At 54.2% G+C, this 20,001-nt stretch carries 16 protein-coding genes; 4 read left to right on the top strand and 12 right to left on the bottom strand.

Annotation, left to right across the window (positions count from 1 at the left end; genetic code table 11):
- Positions 1-137: 137 nt before the first annotated feature.
- Together FV139_RS16555 and FV139_RS16550 are read right to left on the bottom strand one after the other, a co-directional pair.
- Complete coding sequence (locus FV139_RS16555; protein WP_148069577.1) at positions 138-551, bottom strand: FxsA family protein; 414 nt, start codon at positions 549-551, stop codon at positions 138-140.
- Positions 552-600: 49 nt separating this feature from the next.
- Positions 601-1,632, bottom strand: coding sequence for a DUF481 domain-containing protein (locus tag FV139_RS16550; protein ID WP_148069576.1), 1,032 nt, complete (start codon positions 1,630-1,632; stop codon positions 601-603).
- Positions 1,633-1,723: 91 nt separating this feature from the next.
- Between FV139_RS16550 and FV139_RS16545 the strand changes: the two genes are divergently transcribed.
- A complete protein-coding gene (locus FV139_RS16545; protein WP_148069575.1) occupies positions 1,724-2,041 on the top strand; it encodes an MGMT family protein in 318 nt (105 codons plus the stop codon).
- A gap of 30 nt (positions 2,042-2,071) precedes the next feature.
- On the opposite strand, the gene FV139_RS16540 is transcribed toward FV139_RS16545, so the two are convergent.
- From FV139_RS16540 to FV139_RS16530, 3 genes are all read right to left on the bottom strand, one after another.
- Positions 2,072-3,352: an AmpG family muropeptide MFS transporter gene (locus FV139_RS16540; protein WP_148069574.1), complete on the bottom strand. Its 1,281-nt coding sequence runs from the start codon at positions 3,350-3,352 to the stop codon at positions 2,072-2,074.
- A 266-nt stretch (positions 3,353-3,618) separates the two neighbouring features.
- Positions 3,619-4,329, bottom strand: coding sequence for a sulfotransferase family 2 domain-containing protein (locus tag FV139_RS16535; protein ID WP_148069573.1), 711 nt, complete (start codon positions 4,327-4,329; stop codon positions 3,619-3,621).
- A gap of 225 nt (positions 4,330-4,554) precedes the next feature.
- On the bottom strand, positions 4,555-5,385 hold the full coding sequence (locus FV139_RS16530) for a sulfotransferase family 2 domain-containing protein (protein ID WP_148069572.1): 831 nt from the start codon (positions 5,383-5,385) through the stop codon (positions 4,555-4,557).
- Positions 5,386-5,797: 412 nt separating this feature from the next.
- On the opposite strand from FV139_RS16530, the gene FV139_RS16525 reads away from it, so the two are divergent.
- The 3 genes from FV139_RS16525 (at position 5,798) to FV139_RS16515 (ending at position 8,640) form a co-directional block, all read left to right on the top strand.
- Positions 5,798-7,219: a hypothetical protein gene (locus FV139_RS16525; RefSeq protein ID WP_148069571.1), complete on the top strand. Its 1,422-nt coding sequence runs from the start codon at positions 5,798-5,800 to the stop codon at positions 7,217-7,219.
- A 61-nt stretch (positions 7,220-7,280) separates the two neighbouring features.
- Positions 7,281-8,231, top strand: coding sequence for a glycosyltransferase family 2 protein (locus tag FV139_RS16520; protein ID WP_213004146.1), 951 nt, complete (start codon positions 7,281-7,283; stop codon positions 8,229-8,231).
- Positions 8,224-8,640 carry a GtrA family protein gene (locus FV139_RS16515; protein ID WP_187276595.1) on the top strand — a complete coding sequence of 139 codons (417 nt, stop codon included), beginning with the start codon at positions 8,224-8,226 and terminating at the stop codon, positions 8,638-8,640. The genes FV139_RS16520 and FV139_RS16515 overlap by 8 nt, the downstream gene beginning before the upstream one ends.
- A 49-nt stretch (positions 8,641-8,689) precedes the next feature.
- On the opposite strand, the gene FV139_RS16510 is transcribed toward FV139_RS16515, so the two are convergent.
- From FV139_RS16510 to gspD, 7 genes are all read right to left on the bottom strand, one after another.
- Positions 8,690-9,463, bottom strand: a complete 774-nt coding sequence (locus FV139_RS16510; protein ID WP_148069569.1) for a sulfotransferase family 2 domain-containing protein — start codon at positions 9,461-9,463, stop codon at positions 8,690-8,692.
- Between the two features lie 100 nt (positions 9,464-9,563).
- Positions 9,564-10,655: a hypothetical protein gene (locus FV139_RS16505; protein ID WP_148069568.1), complete on the bottom strand. Its 1,092-nt coding sequence runs from the start codon at positions 10,653-10,655 to the stop codon at positions 9,564-9,566.
- 112 nt (positions 10,656-10,767) lie between these two features.
- Positions 10,768-14,226 (bottom strand): glycosyltransferase, encoded by a 3,459-nt coding sequence (locus FV139_RS16500; RefSeq protein WP_148069567.1) that lies wholly within the window; start codon positions 14,224-14,226, stop codon positions 10,768-10,770.
- 94 nt (positions 14,227-14,320) lie between these two features.
- Positions 14,321-15,235 carry a peptidylprolyl isomerase gene (locus FV139_RS16495; protein WP_235898701.1) on the bottom strand — a complete coding sequence of 305 codons (915 nt, stop codon included), beginning with the start codon at positions 15,233-15,235 and terminating at the stop codon, positions 14,321-14,323.
- Between the two features lie 185 nt (positions 15,236-15,420).
- Positions 15,421-17,061: a hypothetical protein gene (locus FV139_RS16490; protein ID WP_148069565.1), complete on the bottom strand. Its 1,641-nt coding sequence runs from the start codon at positions 17,059-17,061 to the stop codon at positions 15,421-15,423.
- 108 nt (positions 17,062-17,169) lie between these two features.
- Complete coding sequence (locus FV139_RS16485) at positions 17,170-17,634, bottom strand: hypothetical protein (RefSeq protein WP_213004145.1); 465 nt, start codon at positions 17,632-17,634, stop codon at positions 17,170-17,172.
- A gap of 92 nt (positions 17,635-17,726) precedes the next feature.
- Entirely contained in the window at positions 17,727-19,946 is a 2,220-nt protein-coding gene (gspD, locus tag FV139_RS16480; RefSeq protein ID WP_235898687.1) for a type II secretion system secretin GspD, read from the bottom strand.
- Between the last annotated feature and the right edge of the window lie 55 nt (positions 19,947-20,001).

Here is a 20,001-nt window from a genome sequence, read left to right as displayed (position 1 = left end):
TTTCAAGGGCCCGATTAGCACTCTTTGCGAGAGAGTGCTAATTCTAGTCACATACGGTGTGCCGTCAAGCGCCCCAACCACTCACAGAAAATAAAATTAATTCTTATATATCAATTGGTTATGAAACAACACCAAGCTCAGTCGTCGAGCCGCCGGTAATGTCCCTCAATGGTATTGTGGCTTTGCGCGTCGCGCTCCGGGACGTAAGGTTCCGCCTGCGGGCCAGCAAAAAAGCGGGCAATGCGCCGACGCAGTGGACCGATCATCACGATCAGGGCGGCAACATCGGTGATCATGCCGGGAAACATCAGCAAAAGTGCGGCAAAGCCGACGGCCATATCATCCAGCAGCAGGCGGCCACCCAGCACCCGGCCGGCCTGGGCCTCTCGCAGGTGCTGGAACATGCCCATCCCCTGGCGCTGCAGGATGAGCAGCCCCAGCACGAGCGTGGCAAAGACGTAGAGCAGTGCGGTGAGCACGCTGGTTTCGGCACCGAGCTTGATCAGGGTGGCGAGCTCCAGCCAGGGCAGGAGCAGGAACAATAAACGCATGGCGACCTCCTATCCCCCTGTTCTGGGGACGGTCAGGGCGAATGCAAGGTTACCAGCTGTAATTCAGGCCGATGGACCAGGTCTGGTCCTTTTTCTCCACCTCGGACTGGGCGGGCAGGTTGTCGTAGTCGTACTCGAGCTGCACGGTCGAACTGAAGTGGCCGTTGATCGGGTATTTCAATCCGGTCAGGGTGGTGACTTCCCAGTCATCACCATCCTCAAAGGCTTGCAGGGCCGACTGACGGTGGAAGAACTCCATGCCCTTGTCATTGAAACGCCAGGCGAAATCGAGATTCCAGAGAAAGGCCGGGGTCTTGCGGCTGGGGCTGGTGCTGAACTGCTCATCAACGTAGTTCACCGTACCCTTGCCCAGCAGGTCAAAGTAACGAGTCTCCAGGAACTGGTAGCCCATCCCCATACCCACCAGCGAGCGATGTTCGATCGCCTTGAACTCGTCTTCCTCGTAGGAGGCGTTACCCGCGGCGAACCAGCGTTCGGTGAAAAACTGGTCGTACTGATACCCGGTGCGCCACATGTCACGGGCGGGGGCGTCCTCGAGGGTCTCCTCCTGATAGCGTAGCGTCAGGGTATGGCGGGACTCGATGAAGCGCAGCTCTGAGCGCGCGTCCACATTGATCTTGTTGAGATTGTTGTTGCCGGATGAGTCCTCCGCGGCAACGATGACGTTGCCCTTCTGGGCAAGCAGCGGCGGCGGATCATTCACCGACTCCCCCACGGCCACTACCAGCTTCCAGCTGGAGAGCATTTCCACACCTTCGTCGCAGTGCAGCAGTTGATGGTCGTCCTGCACAAACATCCAGCAGTCGTTCAGCTCGCGGCCAGACAACTTGAAATCATAATGATCACCCGATTCGATGCGGCTGATGTGATACTGGTCGATAACCAGGTCACCGAACACTTCGGAAGACCACAGGACCTTGCCGTCGGAGATACCGAGGAGACGGCCGGGTATCGATTCCCCGTCTGTGGTGTAGAGTCGATCGGCTCTGGCCGATGCCCCGAGGGTAGCGGCCAGAAGGAGGAAGAAGAGAAACAGCTTGTTGCGATTGAAACTTTTCAAGAGACTCGTCGTAAGTTGTCAGTCGGTTTACAGTACATACTTTTCAAGGAAGCGGATGCATCCAGACAGCGCCCTTCTTATTCAACTACATATGACTCACCCTGAAACCAGTATTAACGAGCGCATATGGCAGGTCGTGGCCATGATCCCCAGCGGCAAAGTGGCGACCTACGGCGATGTCGCGCTTCACGCCGGGCTGGGGCGAGCTGCGCGTCGTGTGGGGCTCGCATTGCGACAGCTACCCGCGGGAAGCAAGGTTCCCTGGCATCGCGTGATCAATGCGCAGGGCAGCATTTCCCTGCCTGCCGGCTCCAGCGGGGAGTATACCCAAAGGCAGCGGCTGGAGGCAGAGGGAGTGCGTATTTCGCAGGGGAAAATAGCGCTGCGGAAGTATCGCTGGACGCCGTGATTATGACGAGCCGGGCACTTGGGAAACGACTCAGCTAGCGCTCTGCACCACCACAGTACGTTCTCCCTCCCCGCGCCAGGGGGCCACCCACAAAAGCATCAACATGCCCGGTAAAGCCAGCACCGCACACAGCAGAAAAAAAGCCACCCAACCGGTTTCCTCGACAATGGCCCCGGTGCTGGCATTGGCAAATGTCCGCGGCAGTGCCGCGAGAGCCGTAAAGAGCGCAAACTGGGTCGCTGCGAAAGCGCGGCTGGCCTCCCGGGCGATAAATGCGGTAAATGCCGCCGTACCCAATCCTACGCCCAGATACTCAAAAGCAATGACGAGCGCCAGTAACCAGAGATGCGGTTCACTGGCCGCCAGTACGGCGAACCCGAGGATACTCACCAGTTGCACCACACCAAATAGCCACAGGCTGCGATTGATACCCACGCGGATCATCACCACACCACCGAGCAGGCCGCCAAAAATGGCGGGCCACAGGGCAGCGTGCTTGGCGACGAGGCCAATCTCGGTCTTGGAGAAGCCCATATCCAGGTAGAACGGCGTCGCCAGGGCCGTCGCCATGTTGTCCCCGATCTTGTATAGAAACATGAAAGTCAACACGGCCAGCAGGGGCTGCCAGCCCTTGCGTTGAAGGTACTCATAGAACGGTGCTACCACGGTTTCACGCAGCCCCCCGCCCAGAGGAACCTCGGATTCCGGTTCCCGTACCATGAAGGTCATGCCCACACCTACCAGCATGAAAGCACCGGTAATCCAGAAAACGCTGCCCCAGGGCATCAGGTCAGCCAGAATCAACGACAGCGACCCCGGTACAAGGCTCGAAATACGGTAGGCCTGCACGTGTATAGCATTGCCCAGGCCCAACTCGGAATCCGGGAGAATTTCGCGCCGAAAGGCATCCAGCACAACATCCTGGCTGGCACTGAAGAACGCCACGGCGAACGCAATCCAGGCGATCACAAGCGTCGCAGAGTCGGGCTGGAACAGGCCCAAAGCGCCAATGGATGCAAGCAGGGCCACCTGGGTAAACAGCATCCAGCCTCGGCGACGACCGAGGCGACCCAGCAAGGGTGGCCTATAGCGGTCCATGAAAGGCGCCCAGAGGAATTTCCAGGTGTAGGGGATGCCAACCAGGGAGAACAGGCCGATTTCCGTGAGGGATACGCCTTCATCCCGAAGCCAGGCCGGGACCAGTTGGTAGAGCACGTAGAGCGGCATTCCGGAGGCCAGGCCGATGAACACGCAGGCGAGAATGCGGCGATTGAAGATGGCGTCGCGCCAGCCGGACTGCGAGGGCGGCATAATTTGAGGGCCCTGAATTCAGTTAAACTGGAGGGGAGGCGTAGCCTCCAGTTACATAAACTTCAGCCTGACCAACTTGTAGCCCGGCCGAGACAAATATTACGGTGCATGTCGCCTCACCGGATAACGCAGTATGGCAGGTTCAATTTCACCATAGGTCAAGTAGCAGACCTGGTGGTCTCTATACCATTAATCTGCATTTACCTTGGCGATCGCAGCTATCACTACACGTTATGAAAACGACAATAGCTGGCCAGGAGTTCATGCTAATCTTTCCCACTACCCAGCCGAATCCGTCTAGCGCGCATCTCCAATGCCTGCTCGTAGATACGATAGTCCTTACTGTGCCAGCCTCGCACGTTTTCTATGAACCTGGCGGAAAGAGCATCTTTTGCTTCTCGTTTTCCGGTTCCCGACATAATGTTTCGGCGAACCAGCTTGAGGTTACGTTGAAGCACATGATTCCCAAGGAACTCAAGATCGGCCTCATAGTGTTCGGTCAGGCCAACGAAGTCAAAGTGGCGGAGGGGAAACCCCCAGAGGAATCGGGCATAAAGGTTGCGCATAACTGGTTCACTGCAAAATCGCTCCAGGGACCAACTTTCGTCCCTGAACTGTTGCCAGACCGGTCCGAAATTGCTCGACAGCGAAGCATCTCGCCAGTAGAAATAATGAGAGAGCAAACGATCCAGGGGGTCGCGAAGCCAGGTAATAAACTGTGGGCTCGCGGTTACTCCTAATGCACAATATTTAAATGGCAAAAAATGCCCATGGACGCAATCAAAACTCCCCGTCAATACCGGAGAATTAAATGGCAACGTCACCGCCGAACAGACCGTCCTTAGGCGAAGACTAAGCAGTGGTGTGTTTACAGGTCTATCGTTGTAATCAGTGTAGAGACGAGTGCCGTAACTTTCGCTCAGCGCTTCACGGAAACTCGTGCCGGCCGTTTTTGGTAAATGAACCGATACCAGCATCCTCTAACCCTATCCAACCCAAAGCAAACAGTCCCTACCCACCAGCAGCCATAAACCAGAACACCGCTGCATCAGCCAGCAGATTAGCTATGTACTGGGGGAAGAAAATCTTGCAGATTTCCCCCAGGAACCGCCTGGTCTCATTATATCTGACCCAAGGCTTCTGAGCGAAGAGATTCGCGAACGCTAAAAGCAATTCAGCAGAAAAAAAACGTCTATGTGCCTCTAGCCGTGTGCGTCCTTCACACTCATACAGCGCTCCTGAAATTTCCTGAGCTTTTCCTCGAACCCGGTTATCCCATTAATTGCATGATCAAGTTTGTCGGAGACTAACTGGTAAAGTGCGAGGTCGTAAGCATTGGCGTCCACCATCGCCGGAGCGAGTTTACCCATTTCTTCAACTGGACTGGAAAACTCGCCCAAGGTGCCGGCCTCTCCACTTACCTGCGAGCGGTTCTGGGTAACATAAGCAAGGTCGATATCAGGAAACCAGGGCCTTAGCAGAGTCTCGAATAGCACCATACTGTCATCAAACCGCTCCACAAGCCCAACGAGACTTAGTTTGCCAAGCGCAGTTTGGGCCTCGCCAAATAGCGACGCCATCTCTCCGGCATCGAGAAACTGACGATGACATCCCGCTAGATAAGCAGTTTGATAGTTACGCACTGTATTGGGCACATCCGGCTCCAACCTCCAACGCAAGTAATCCTGTAGTCCCATCCTTTTTGCAGCTTTGGCTCCCCGCGTCTGCACATCTTGCCGCCGCTCGAAAGAATACACAGAAATCGCGCGCCGCAATGGATGGCGCAACAGATAGAGCGAGTGAAAGCAGAAATTTGCCAGCCTAAAAGTTGGTATGGGCATGTGATGACTGGAAAGCGCTGTCAAGTCCGGGGCACTAAAAATAACCTCCGCCAATCTCTTCTCGCCTCTATTTCGCATCTCCACTTCTTCTTGATGATACAGAAAGCGGGGCCCAAAACTGCGCTGCAAGGCCCAATCTAGCGTGGTTCCAGCATTTTTAAATATGTGACCATGTAACAGGACATGCCTCATGACGACTCCAAATCTCCACAACTAGCCCAATGACCCTTCCGAGAACCCCAAACCAGTTCGATCGCTTTCGCCGCAACTCTTAAAGACCCTCGGGATCCCCAGGGATTTTACACCGCAGTGGATGAGGATAAGCGGTTAGGTGGCTTGCTACACTCCCCACCCCGACGGACGGATCCTCAAACTGAACACGGCTGCGAGCTGTGATATCGACACCCATATCCAGTACCCAAATGGAACTATCGCGAATGCCGATTTGAGCATTTTGCAGGTCTTTCCACAATGTCATATGATGCGCTCGGAGCCAGTAATGTCCATTACTCGGAGTCCAGCCTCACCCAGAAATACCCATGTTTTCTCATTGCAACTATCAGCATGAATAGCACGCTGGTGATGTTAGGTGGACATAAGATAGATGACTCCAAGCCCTGCCTCAATTTCAAAAAATATTGGCCTCTGTATTTTCCTTTTCGTTGTTATTGGCTGGATTAGCGTGGTCATTTTAGATCTACAACAGACAGCCCATGCGTACCCTGATTATAAAGATCTATTCAGATGGACCTTTCAGTTCGTTGAACCACTGGCCGCCACCGACAAGCCCAAGATTCTGGCCTCTCTGTTTTCTGAGTTCGAATTCCCCGGACACGGACATGTACTGACAAAATCGGTAATTCTATATGTGTCACAGTACGCCAACTATAATTTACATGTCCTTCGCCTGATAGGCGCCGCGTCCTATTTTCTGTTACTCGCATTACTAGTCTACGGCGCCGCTTACGACATGAAGAGAACAAGTGGCCGAATCAATTGGTGGATAATTACTTTTCTAATCATGCTTTTTACCCACCCCGAGGAGCGAAACAGCCTGGGAAACAATTTGCTCATTTTTGAGTACACTTTCATTCTTCTAGCATGGGTTTTCGTGTTCCTGACCTACAGATATTTGAAAAATGATTGCGGACTAATTCCTGTATTGGTAAGCATAATCGCAGCTACTTTGTTTTCTGATATTGCTTTCACGCTCGCTTTTGCTTCGGCGGCCACTCTAGTGGTTCTAGCCTTGACTTCACGGCAGCGGAAAGTGTACGAGCTACGTTTCATCGCTATTCTATTTATCAGTTTGCCTGTCATTATCGTTCTGGCAGGTGCCCAGGAGAACTCATCCGCGCAAACACAGTCGTTGGATATCGTACGTTTTCTTCAATGGGTATGCGCCGGTCTTGGATCAGGCCTGATCTCTGGAACGTCCCTTGTACGTTTAGGACTGACACAGCCTGAAGCCTATAGCACATTAACGTTTCTCGGCGCTTTGCTATTCTTCGGCATCGTTGTAACAGCCATAGACCAGCTTGCCTATCGACACCCGGCTAATTTGGGTAGCGCCATGATTGTATTCGGCACTTTGTCTCTTGTGGGAAGTTTTCTAACTCGGAATTACCTGGGCGATGAATATGTAATGGCTCCTCGTTATGTCCGGTATACAAGCTTCGCCGTATGTGGACTCGCATGGTACTGGTTGATCGCAATTCCTGAGCGTACAAAATTCGCGCCAACGCGCACTCCAGCCAAAATTCTGACAGTGGCAGGCTGGAGTCTCGTGCTGGCAATTTACTTTTACCAAGTGAACGCATTCAGACTTAGCACTCCCTTCTTTGCTTCCTATCACCATCAACAGGAAGCTGCACTGCAGGCTTTTGCAAACGGAGAGGACAACGATACCGGAAAGATTAATCGCATAATGCCCAAGGAGTTGCGGGAAAGCCCCGAACTTGCGCGAAATGCTGTAAAATTCTATCTGGAGTGCCGAAAGGGCTCTGACATTTGTAAGGTAAAGTAAGCGCCTCGTACCCAATATTGAACCAGCCCTCAGGTCGATATGAACTGTAAAGGTAGCGAAATTGGAAACCGCAAATTTAGAAAAGCGTTCTGTTGAATTGAGTCTCGTTTGTCCGATGATAAACGAAGAAGACATGATCCAGCTTTTTTTCGCCACAGTAACACCACTTATTTCCGAATGTAGTCAGTCCTTCGAAATAATAGTCGTCAATGACGGAAGCACGGACCAGACCCTTGCCCGGCTCATACTTATGCGTGAGCAAATTCCACAACTGAGAATTGTCGACCTATCCAGGAACTTCGGCAAGGAAGCCGCATTAACCGCAGGCCTGGCACACGCTCGAGGTGAAGCGGTGATCATGATCGATGCGGACCTCCAGGACCCTCCAGAATTAATCCCGGAAATGGTCGCACATTGGAGAGAAGGATTCGACGTAGTGACACATGTTCGAACGGACCGGTATGCGGATGGTTTTTTCAAACGCGCCACAGCAAACGCTTTTTACCGCCTCATCAATAAGATAAGCGATACCGAAATCACACCGAATGCAGGCGATTACCGGCTTTTGGCACGTCCGGCACTAGACGCATTTCTCAGTCTGGAGGAACGAATTCGATTCAACAAAGGCCTGTTTGAATGGTTGGGCTTCCGGGAGATGCGCCTGGCCCACGCGAGATCGGATCGAGCGATAGGAACTACCAAGTGGAACTACCGAAAGCTCTTCCGTTTTGCTGTCGACGGCATAACCTCGTTCAGTTCCTTTCCCCTGAAGGTATGGAGTTGGCTTGGGTTCAGCCTGGCGACGGGGGCATTTATCTATGGCGCTGTCATCGTGATCAAAACAGTCATCCTGGGTGTGGATCAACCTGGATACGCTTCACTAATGACTGTAATGCTGTTCTTTAATGGGATTACGCTCGTTGGAATCGGTATGCTGGGAGAATATGTCTCACGAATTTTCGTCGAGACGAAAAGACGGCCACTCTATCTCGTTCGTAAAGTCTATGAGTAACAAACCCAGCTTGATCGACCGCTGTCTCGGTGGCGAGTTGCTGCGTTTTGCGATTGTAGGTGCAATCGCAACCGCCGTACATGTGTTCTTTTACCTGAGCTTGTATCCTGCGCTTGTAGCGCGAGCGACAACGGCAAATCTAGTTGCTTTTTCTTTGGCGGTACTCGTTTCATATGCTGGAAATTCACGCTGGGTATTCCGAGACACCACGAGCAGCAGCACCCAGTTAGTCAAATTTATTGCTTCAGCCCTAACGGGGGTTACGCTCAATACCTTCTTCGCCTGGTACATCGTGGACTATCTGAAAGTGTCGCGCTATCTTTCAGTCGTTGTCATGATTACGACGACGCCTATAGTGGTTTTTGTACTCAATAAATATTTTGTTTTCACAGGCAACAGTAGCAATTAGAAAGGATCCAGTTAAGTTCGAGAATGGCATCTCAAGGCAGTGGGATTGCTTAGTACTGAAGCGTTTCCGTCACAAAATCGTATAAATTCAGATCTTGTTGGTTCATAGCTTTAAGCAGCGCATACACCGGCTCCCCAACTTCTCTCTGCATACGTTCTAGTCTGGCCTCAACAGGCAACTCAAGGTCTCCAGAGGTAACATTACTGGCAGACTTTCGATGAAATTCGAACTCGACCCCAAACTCGGCCATTATTTTCGTAAACTTCGATACATCAAGCTCAAAAAACTCTGTACGCCCTAACAAATTGACCTGAGACAGGTTTCGGACTGCTTGATTAAAATCACAGATCAATCCTCCACTTGCACTGCGCCTTTGAATAGAAGGGCGATTATAAACGTTCGATAACAAGCGAGTCTGAGCATTGCTGATCATAGTCAAACCAGCTTTGCTTTTTATGCATTCATTTATCCAATCGCCGAAATCCAGACCTGAAGAGAATTCTCCGACGAAGGAAGTGGCAGGAGACTTCTTGCTGAATTGATATATAGACCGTATTCTCAACAGTGGATGCCGCACAAATACCACCGGCTCCACGCGAACATCTATCGAGGAAGGGACAGGCAGGTTAATCTGATGCGAAGAGAACGCAATACAATCTTTGTGATTACTGACAATTTTGATTAATTCATCTTGGTTAATCTTTGAGTACCTGAAAGGACCGTCAAAAATACAATGAGCATCACCGTAATTCGCCGTTAGTTGCTCATCAAAACTGGTCCCACTGTTTTTGAAAATATGATAGTGGCATATTACGGTTCGCATATAAATTTATAGATCCAATATCGTTTTAGCTGGGCTGCTATCGTCGCACCTGGCGACTGCTTCACACTTGCCTACTTCGCTAGTTGCCGCGTGGCGATCTCTAGCTCCAATTGAAGTCGGGCAATGGTTTCTTGGGCAACACGGGACCAAAGCTGTCTGAATTTTCTCCCTCGCCTGCCACCGCCAACAATAGTCCCCCCAATAGTGACGCTACCCGGGAGGAATCCAACCGCGTCGACTCAAGGGGGTATCTGCTGAAGTCTTCAACAAACAGTGTATCCCGACCAAACCAGCGCTTCGCAACTTCTCTATTCCCTGCTTCAAATTTCTGGTAAAAGTTCCGCGCTGCGGTCTTACAGGGAAGAAGGCTATCACCACTGATCCCCATTTGCTCCGCCATTGCAACAAGACGCTTTCTCAACACTCGCCCCTCAACACTATGCGGTTTCGCCATATGTCGGTTTAACATGTAAATAGCGGCCTGCGTCGTCGCGGGAAGCGCCTCATTTGCTCGTATTACCTTGGACTCTGGAGCTTTTCGTTGACCGATGGATTGCAGGAAATCCGCTACCACATCCCCCTTAAAAAGCGATTCCCGAGAAAAAATCCGAGGGTGCACAGCGGCGTCGCCAAAGGCCAAGGCCCATCGATCCAATAGCGCCGCGTAGTCGAAGTAGGGAGCCGGCTGAGTACTGAGAGGGCGCTGACCTTTCGGTAATAATGCAGGGGGCGCATAACCGGCCCGCAAGGCCTCACTGAAGCGACTGAGCGCCAATTCATCCTGTCGCCGCAGGTAACAGCGAATCTCGACACTGCTAAACCTTGGCAATACAAAGTCAGCGACGGCCCTGACCTCAGATGCGGACTGGAGCCGGGAATGCAGGTGCTCGGACGAGATCAAAAATGTCCCGATTGTCTCTCCAGTTTCCTGCAACTCCGTGTCAAATTGGGCGGCGAGAGATTCAAACCATTGTTTCCTGCTCTCCGGATCGTCCAGGTCATTCTGGCGAAAATAGTCATCCCGTCTGTCTGGTGCGGTGAAGGCCGCAGCGAAGGCTCGATTATTGCCCTTGCCATAGCTTTCGCAGCAATGAACTCCGCTCAAGCTGAGTTCATCCTTGTGGTGCAACAAATAACGCTGAATCGCCGTTGAACCAGTCTTCTCGGTACCTATGTGGATTACGCAGCGCATTAAACTTCTTTGCCGCTCAAACGGGGGTAACTCAGGCGCTGCCTTGAGCAGTGGATGCCACTAAACAGCTCGAGCGCCGTGCAACACCCATCCAGATCATTACTGCCGTCCCTCATGCCGTCGCCTCAATGTTGAGCGGCTCGCGCAGGGGGTGGCCAAAATCACGCTGCAGCAATACCTGTACAGCACGCTTGGAGTAACGCTCTTCCAGCCATTGCGGAACTCTCATTAGCAGGGAGGAAACATCCATCGCGCCCTTCTCGATGGCGATAACGACGGCGGCGAAATCGTTGGCGTCATTGGCGATACAGAGTACGTCCTCCGCCTCGGGGATTCCTTCCGCACCGACCGAAGTCGCGACAACCGGTAGCTCCCGCGCCAGCGCGTCCAGTACCTTACCTTTGACCCCCGCGCCAAAACGGAGGGGAACCACTACCTGACGCACCCTCTGGTAGAGCGCTTCTAACTCCTCGTCACTCAAGAAACCATGGAAGGTCACCCCCGGCTCGTCACCGAGAGCCGCCACTTGCTCTGTCGCGTTGGAGCCAACAATATGAAGTTGGACCAGAGGACACTCAATGTGCACAAGCGGGAGTACTTCGCGCACAAACCAGTTGATTGCATCCACATTCGGCGGATGGTTGAACCCACCGACAAAGAGCATTCCCTGCCGCTCATCCCGCGCGTAAGTGGTATCGGCCGCAGGTTCTATGGCGTATAACGGAATCGAACAGACGTCGAGGTCTGGGCGCTCCTTACTAATGGCCGCTACTTCCACCTCTGATGGGTAATAGATCTTATCGACACGATCAAATACGGCGAATTCCCGGCTGTGCCATCTTGAAGCCTCTTTCTCCAGACTCGATTCCGACAGCACGGCACCCTCCCGCCTGGTTCGAAGGTAATGAAGGTCATGCCCGAAAAAAACGATGGGCGGCCTGTTCTCCAGTCGTTCAAGGTGGGGCAAGAACTGCTCTGCGACATGGGGTCGGTGAATGTAGATGGTGTCTATATAGCGAGTATTTTCGGCCAGCCAACGGTCGAGCCCACGAGCCATTGGCTCTCCCACCAATACCTCTACCCCGAGTTGCTGCAAGGTTTCCGTATACGGCTCATGGGGGAAGAAGTTGGCCCCCAGGAACAATACCTTGTAGCCCATGTGGACCATTTGCTTGATGTACATAAAGGTCGAACGGGAGCCAGCATCTTTGTCGTAATGTGGCACATAGTGATCAATAATGAGAATGCTGCGCCGCTCCCGGGAGCGGTCACGAGCCCAGAATACGTGCTCCGCATTCTCGAAATGGAAGGACTCCAATTCCTCTCGCCACTTATCTTGGAATATCTCTCGATTGCGAACCTGATACTGTTTGAGGCCCTCCTTCAGGTCAGTGCCGTTACTGACCCCTTCGAAATGCACAACGCGCGAGGCAGGCTGATAAACTACGCGAAAGCCGAGGCTACGTACGGCGAAGGCGATATCCGTATCTTCGTAATAAGCCGGTGAGTAGCGGGCGTCAAAGCCACCTAGCTGTTGCCAGATTGAGCTCCGAATCAGTAGACAGGCACCGGAGATATAATCGACATCCTTGACGTAGTTGTAGGCCGGTTTGTCAGCATTATCCAGCTTGCCGTAATTCCAGGCCGACGCATCGCTCCAAACAATACCTCCCGCCTCCTGCAACTTGCCATTGGGATACAGTAGTTTCGGACCCGCAAGTCCGATGCTCTCATCACTGTCCATCAAGCCAACCAGACGGTCGAGCCAGCCTTCCGTCACCGCAGTATCGTTATTCAAGAAAAGTATGAACTCACCCCGGGCCTGTTCAGCAGCACGATTACAGTTACCCAAAAAGCCCAGGTTAGTTGCGCCACGAACGACTTCAACGTTACTAATTCGGTCGGCGATCGACCGGGTCAGATCGCTGGAGCAATCATCAGCGACGATAACTTCATAGCGAGCTGAATCACTGGTTTGCTTGAGAATCGATTCGAGACAATTGACCGTCATCCGGTACTCGTTGTAAACCGGCACCACAATCGACACCCTGGGCTGGTCTACCTGCGCGAACTCGAGTTCCAGCGTATCCAGTTCAGCGCGCAGACTTCCGAGGTCGAACTCGTAGGCCTCGGGCACATAACCTGGAAAGCGACTGCCCACCCAGACAGCAAAATCGTCCGAATTAGAGGAGAACAGCATTTGCAGGCCTCGACGCAGCCGGGGATAGCTGAAACTGCGCAGGGATGACACCGGGTGACGCGCCATGTAGCTGAGGATATTCCACAGTTGCCCCACCTTTCCGGGCTCCCGTTCTGGCACTGTAATTCCAAAGGTCTCGCAATGTTCCCTGGCCCGTCTCAGCGCTATGTCATAACTGGTCACCTCAGCACTACGCCGTGTCAGCCACTTGTAACTGCGGGTGACAGCGCGGTTGATACCCGCAATCCGGGAGGGTTCGTATTCCAGCAGGTAGCGAGAGGTCTCACTGAGTTCGTGAAACAGGTGGTCTGTCTTGGCTTCCAGTTCCGAATGCAAGTGGCGCAACTGGTCGTGGGCATCGAGTTCCCTGCGGTGGGCCTGTACGAGGCCGGAATGGTCTGCCTGCAGTGAATGGTGTGCGCTCACTTCATGCTTGTGGGCTTCGTCCAGGGCACGGTACTCCACTTCCAGGGAACTCAACTGTGAGAGGGAACGGTCTCGCTCCTCAGTACGCTCCAGCGTAAGAGCACGCTCTTCCGCCAGACGCGCTTCGGTTTCACGCAGGCTCGCAAGGGCGCTCAAGGAACTTGCGAGGTCACTCAATCGAGCGGCTGCTATGTCATCTGTCGCCGGAATGGCGGCCAGGTCCAGTTGAGCACCGTTACAAACAGCCTCGCAGTAGTTTTCCAGTGCTCGCTGCGATTCCGTCATCAGCGAGTCTGCGACACTGGACAGTGCACTGCGACTATGGGGAAGAGTCGGGCTATAGCCTTCCTGCCCCAGTCGACTAGCAAGGCCGTGCGCAGCTAGCGCTACAGATAATTTCCCGAGCTCCGCCCCAGGGTCCGCCTGAATCGCATCAAAGCTGACACAAACATGGGACATACCAGCAGCAACTGCCAGTGCTTCGCGGTTATATCGCTCCCACAGGAGCAAACCCAGCGCAAGCGGGAAGCCGTTGCGGCGATGGAGGGATACCGCGACGTCGCGAGGGTTTCTGTAGACATAAATTGCCAGCGACCCAGCGAGCAGTTCCGACCAGCAGGACCATGTGAGGATCATCCTGGGATCTTTAATGAGCCATGGCGAGCGCTGCTCCAGAGCACTGATAATCCGCTTCTGCTCGCTGCCATGTCCCCGGATATCATCGACCGACAAAGGGGGTGAGTACCAGCTGCCGCTGGCTTCCGCCAGTAATCCATCGTTCAATTCGACGACATCGGTACGCTCAAAAAAACCGAGTGGGTTCTCACCTTTCTGGGGGGCGAGCAATTCGTCGTCAGCACCAACGTACATGCCATTTTGCACTAGCGCACCGGCTACCATTGAGGTGCCGGAGCGGTGCATTCCGAGTACAACAATATTAGTCATTGAGATGCTTTCTTATCGTCCGCAGGGCAGGCAAACGCGACGCTGCGGTGATTCACGAGCCACTTCAAATCAGAAGCTCGCGTTGTAGTTCACGCTACTTCTCTTCAGACAGGTAAGGCGCCAAAAGGGCGTCAACCGCGTCGTTATCGATGAAGTACTCTTCGGTGAATCGGTAGTTGTCGTCGAAGGCTTTAACCTGCAGCTTCTTATACTCATTGGTCAGTTCAGCAATGATATTGGCCTTTACCTCCTCGAAAGGCCGCTCATACGCAGGCTTGATTTCGTCGAGCTTGATAATGTGGAAACCGAAGCGGCTACGAACCACTTCACTGTAGTCACCCACAGCTTCCAGCAGAAACACCGTCTTCAGATAGGCGCCATCGACATCAGTTGTTCCTTTATGCAGCCATCGATCAAATTTTCCGCCGCTGTCTTTTGAGCCTGGGTCCTCTGAAAATTCCCTGGCCAGGTCAGCAAAGTTTTCTCCTGCAACCAGCTTCTGGCGGACCGCCTCCAGGCGAGCCTGCTCCTCGTCACCGTCACAGGTACGAGGGTCGCACAGCACCAGAATGTGGGATGACTGACGCTGCTCCGGCACCGATGCGTATTTGGTTTTCTCCGTTTCATAGCGTTCCTTGGCGAGATCGGACATATCTGGCACTTCCAGGTTTTCGATGTAACGCCCAACCATGAAACGCTGCTTCACCTGACGCAGCGCCATTTCCAGTTTCCAGTAGTCTTCTCTGTCCTCTTCGGGTGAAATTTTCTCTGCCTCACTGGCGATTTTCTTGATCGCCAGGACCTGGTTCAGCAGCTCAATTCGGTCGCCCCCATCGGTCGCGGCCTGGCGTAAATCCGGTGTCCAGTGTTCGATAATATAACGGAGCTCGTCCTCGCTCACAGTCGTACTGCCATCACTGACAACGACCTTATCATCGGCAAGTTCTTGAGCTGTACTCCCCAAGCTCAACGAAACCAGCAGGCCAAATACTATGATGCATGTACGCATAGACACGGTTGAATTCTCCAGAATTACAATAGGAACCAGATTTGAGTAGAAACCCGGATTGAAGTTCGCTTCAGCAAGAAGGGGATTTTACAGTTTTTTGACCGAAAATAATCACGTGCGCAAAAAAAACCGGCGCCACAAGGGCGCCGGTCTTTTGTACAGCTTTCGGCGTTAGCCGAAGGATATCAGGAAGATACCACGAAGCTGTGATCGATGATACGACCGTAGTTGGCATCGGGGTTGCTCGGGAAAGAACGCTCCCAAGCGGTGAAGCCAATCATGGGCACCTGCTCTACGCTAGTGACGGCAACCGGACCCAGAGCAGCGCCGGGCAGGTTCGGGTCGATCATGTACTCAAACACTGACTGTGCGCCGCCTTTAGTGGGGTCAGCTTTCACATCCAGTTCGGCCCAGCCTGCAACAGCGTCAGCCAGCTGCACGGTATTGGTCACTGCGTAATCACTACCCAAAACCGGCTCGGGGGTTACGCCCACGGAGGCCCACTCAATCACGTTAACTTCGTTAGGCAGAATGAAGCCTTCCGGAGTCGCACTGATAGAGGGAGACACTACCAGGCCACCTTCGGCCGGCGTGAAGCTCTGCTCTTCGCGGTCGTAAACGGTCAGGGACACGTCTACCGGGATGTCACGCAGGTCACAGGTGTTGGCGAAGGTACAGGTGCCAGTGCCGTCAGTAGTGACAGTGACATCGGGCAGGGCCGCGATATAGCTGAAGATGTTCAGCATGGTGTACTGGCCTGGGAAGGTAACAACCCAGTCGGTGCGCACGTTGTTGGCGGGGTTGGTAGACCAGTCGTTAACGATCTCCAAGGCGCCCAAGTCGGGACGGATAACCGTGTCAAACAGCCCGCGGTTAACAGTAGTAACGTTGGTGTTACCAGCGGTGTCTACGAACGGAGAACCACCATCCAGATCAGGGAACAGGTAACCCATGGGGTCGAAGCTACCCGCCAGCTGGGTCTGCTGGTTAGTGATCATCGCATCAGCGGTGGACGCACTGAAGTCTTCAATGTGCACAGCGTTGCTGCCCATTTCCAGACCGCCCGCAGTATCACGAATGAAGTAGGATACCTTCAGGGCGTTTTCGGAGTCGACATAGTTGTTCGGTACGACAGAAGCCGCGCCGGAGCAGTTTTCCGGAGCCAGACCAGTTACGGCATCAGCTTTACACTGATGGGTCAGGATCGGTGACTGCACGCCGTTTTCCGTAGGGGTGGCAGTGATCACACCGGTAGCAGTTGCAAAAGAGGTCGCGCGGTAAAAGTTAGAGGCGACCGCATTACAGTCAGCGGGAACACCGTCAGAACCGTGCTTGGCGGCAACAGCGATCGGAGCAGATTCGCTATCGGGCTGACCCATGCCGATTACTTCGATGTAGCCTTCTTCAGCGCCGGTACGGAAGTCAACCAGGGTGGTGTCGCTCATGTCGTCAGGCATGACGAAGCGGCCATTGGTGAGCTGCGGAGCAGTACAGGTGTTGTCGCCAGTGTTGAAGGCAATCTCACCTGAGTCGCTGATATCGATCCAGCCAGTCCACTCATCTTTAGGGGACATGATCAGGTTAAAGTCGAGGGCGTCCATGGAGTCGCTGGCACGACGCATGCGCAGCTTGACAACCTGGGTGGCTTCGCTGGTATTGATGATATGAACACCGGTTACGAAACCGTTCTGAACGGTGTAATAGGGAACCAGGGCGAGGTCGCCGAGCTGGTTAGCGGCAACAGTCGCGTTTGCAGCGCCGGTGTAACCAGCGGTTGCAGCAGCAACGGCAGCAGCAAGACCCAAGGGCTTGAATGAAGCTTTCATAAGAGGAGACTCCTAATGTGTTTTACGTCACAACCAAAATAAGTACAGATTGCTAGCGCTATTATTGCTAACTGCAGCTAGCTGTCAACCAATCTACCGCCATAAGGCCTACCTGCCGCTCACACTGAACCACCACTCACCATCTTCGAGAATCCACTTCTCATGAATGGAGACCGGCAGCGCACCGAGCGCCCGGGAAGCCTCTGAGGTCGACTTGGTCGGCCTGGACATGACCCTGACCGACACACTTGCCACAGCTGCTTCGGCATCATAGTTAAGGACTTTAACCCCTGTCAACTCTCTTTCCACAACATAGGAAAAATTTCGCACAAACAACCGTTTAGGGAATACTTTTCTATAAGCAGGTGAAGAATATTCCCAGGCGCGATCATAGTTCAGTGCAGACAGCGCAGCCCACCTTTCAGTGACCCGCTGAACCAGCGCAGCCTCCTGAGTCTCGGTTAACGTTTCGGGTTCGGTGTTTATTCCCTCTTTATTTTCACAAGCCGCTAACGCCAACAGCGCCAGTGCGACCAGCAGGCCCGAGGCAAAGGCCTTACTCAATTGCAACATACTGATTTCCAAGTGATTACAGAATTCAAACGAGCGGATTATACGCGCGAGACCGGCCCGCACAAGCACCGGGCCGGCGTGCGCCAATCACCCTATGGGTCGACATCGATCAGCTCCATGTGGCGCATGCGGGAGCGCATCTCGGCGCTGACGTCCTGCAGTTCGCTTTCGCTGGCGATGACCCTGGGGGTAATGATGACGATTAACTCGGTACGGCGATTTTCATTGTCGGTGCTGCTGAACAGGGCACCCAGCCCAGGGATATCCTTCAGCAGCGGAACCCCGGAGTTGGTGCTGGTCGCATTGTCCTGAATCAACCCCCCCAGAACTACGGCCTGGTCGGAGCGCACCGCCACCCGGCTCTGGATATTGCGTTCCAGGAAGGCACGCTGCCCCGTGGCGGCGTCAATCGAGCCCAGGTCGGTCACCGACTGCGCGATATCCATGGTCACCAGGCGCCCCGCATTCACCGAGGGGCGCACGGTCAACTTCACACCGGTATCGCGGTAGTCGATGTTCTCGATAATCGAGTCGGTGTTCCCGGCCACACTCCCGTAGCGGCTGGTGCGTACCGGCACCTGGTTACCTACGTGGATATAGGCAGTCTGGTTGTCGAGCACCATCACCGAGGGCGTAGAAATCACATTGACCAACGAATCCTCCGCGAGGGCATTAAGAACCGCGGAAATATCTCCCGCACTGTTGGTGATGGAATAAGAGAAGCCCGCGGCAGCAGCCGGACCGGATACCGCACCGGCCAATTGGCCGAAGCCACTGTAACTACTGCCAAGTCCATTCTTGAAGGTCCATTCCAGACCGTATTCCAACCCTTCGGTAAGGCTGACCTCAAGGATGCTGGCCTCGATAATGACCTGGGTGGCAATCACATCCAGCTGGTCCAGCGCTTCTTTGATAATTTCGTACTGCCTGCCAGTGGCATAGATCATCAGGCTGTTGTTTTCGTCGTCGGCAACGACCCGAACATCCTCAATGATCGAATCCTCTTCGCCCCCCGCCCCGACAGTCGTAGCGGCAATCCCTGCGCCGAGATTCTGCTGGCTGCCAAAACTGGCTGGCGCGTTACCACCACCAGAGGAGGAGCCGATACTCTCGATATTCATCCCTGGCGCCACGTTCCTGCCACTCTGGCCACTCGAGCTGGAGCCAATGGAACCAGAGGATTTCTTGCTGCCACCGCCACTGTAAATGCTGTTCAGCAGGTCTGAGAGACGGCTGGCAGTCGTGTTCTGCACCGGGTACACGTACAGCTTCTTGGCAAAATTGGAATCCGGCGCCGCATCCAGGCGCTCGATCCAGGTACCTACCGTCTCGAGGTAGTGCGCCCGCGGGGTGACCACCAACAGGCTGTTCAGGCGCTTGATGGGGATGATTTTGACCAGCTGTCCGAAGTCCCCGCCTGCTCCAGCCCCGCCCTTGCCGCCGGCACTGGCGCCACCGAGCATGCCGTTGAGGATGTCAGCGGTATTTTCCACGCCGCTGTGCTCCAGCGGGTACAGGCCCACGGACATGCCCTTGAGCAGATCGACGTCAAAGGTGGTGATCATCTCCATCCAGCCGCTGAGCTGGGCCTGGGTACCCGCCAGCATCAGCAGGTTGCGGGTATTGTCGACCCTCAGGAAGGCCGACTCGTCCGCCACCGGCTTGAGGATTTCCGCCATGTTGGTGGCGCTGATGTAGCGCAGAGGGATGATCGTGGTGGTGTAGCCGGCGCCCTGGCCGCCGGGCCCCGATACGGAGGGATTCATCCGCCGCGCCTGCTGGGAGCCCGTGATCACCAGACGACCGTCGCTGCCGCGGACCATCAGGACATTGTTGGCCTGAAGCAGCGACTCCAGAACACCGAGCAGTTGGTCGCGGGGAATGGGCGTACGGGTACGCAGGGTAACCTTACCCTGCACGGGGTGGTCAATGATGTAATCAAGATTCAGGATGTCGGCGAGCACAGCGTGTACCACTTCGCCCAGCGGTGCCTCTTCGAAATTCAGGCTGACATCCTTGCCCACCAGGCGGATCGGCTCGGCAGCGGCCGGCATACGCACCTGGCGATCTGTACCCTTGTATATGACAGGCGCCACGCGATCGTCATCCGCTGACGACGGCTCCTTCGGTAGCTCGGCAGTGCCGACCGCGCCGGCGGCGGCATCTGCAGCCCCGGTCACGGGCTCGCGGGTCACTGCCGCATCATGGCTGGGCGCTTCCTGCTGCAGCTCGGCACAACCGGCAAGCAGCAGTGACAGCAGCAACAGCGGCGGTAGCGCACTCTTCACCATGAAAGTATTCTTGGCTTGCATTTGCTTCATTTCCTGGTCCAGGGCCCGCACTGCTGCGCGGGCTTGTATTCATCCG

Source organism: Parahaliea maris (genome assembly GCF_008064665.1).
Taxonomy (GTDB): Bacteria; Pseudomonadota; Gammaproteobacteria; order Pseudomonadales; family Halieaceae; genus Parahaliea; species Parahaliea maris.
Note: the sequence above shows the minus strand (reverse complement) of the source record. Positions and strands in the feature narration are given on the sequence as shown.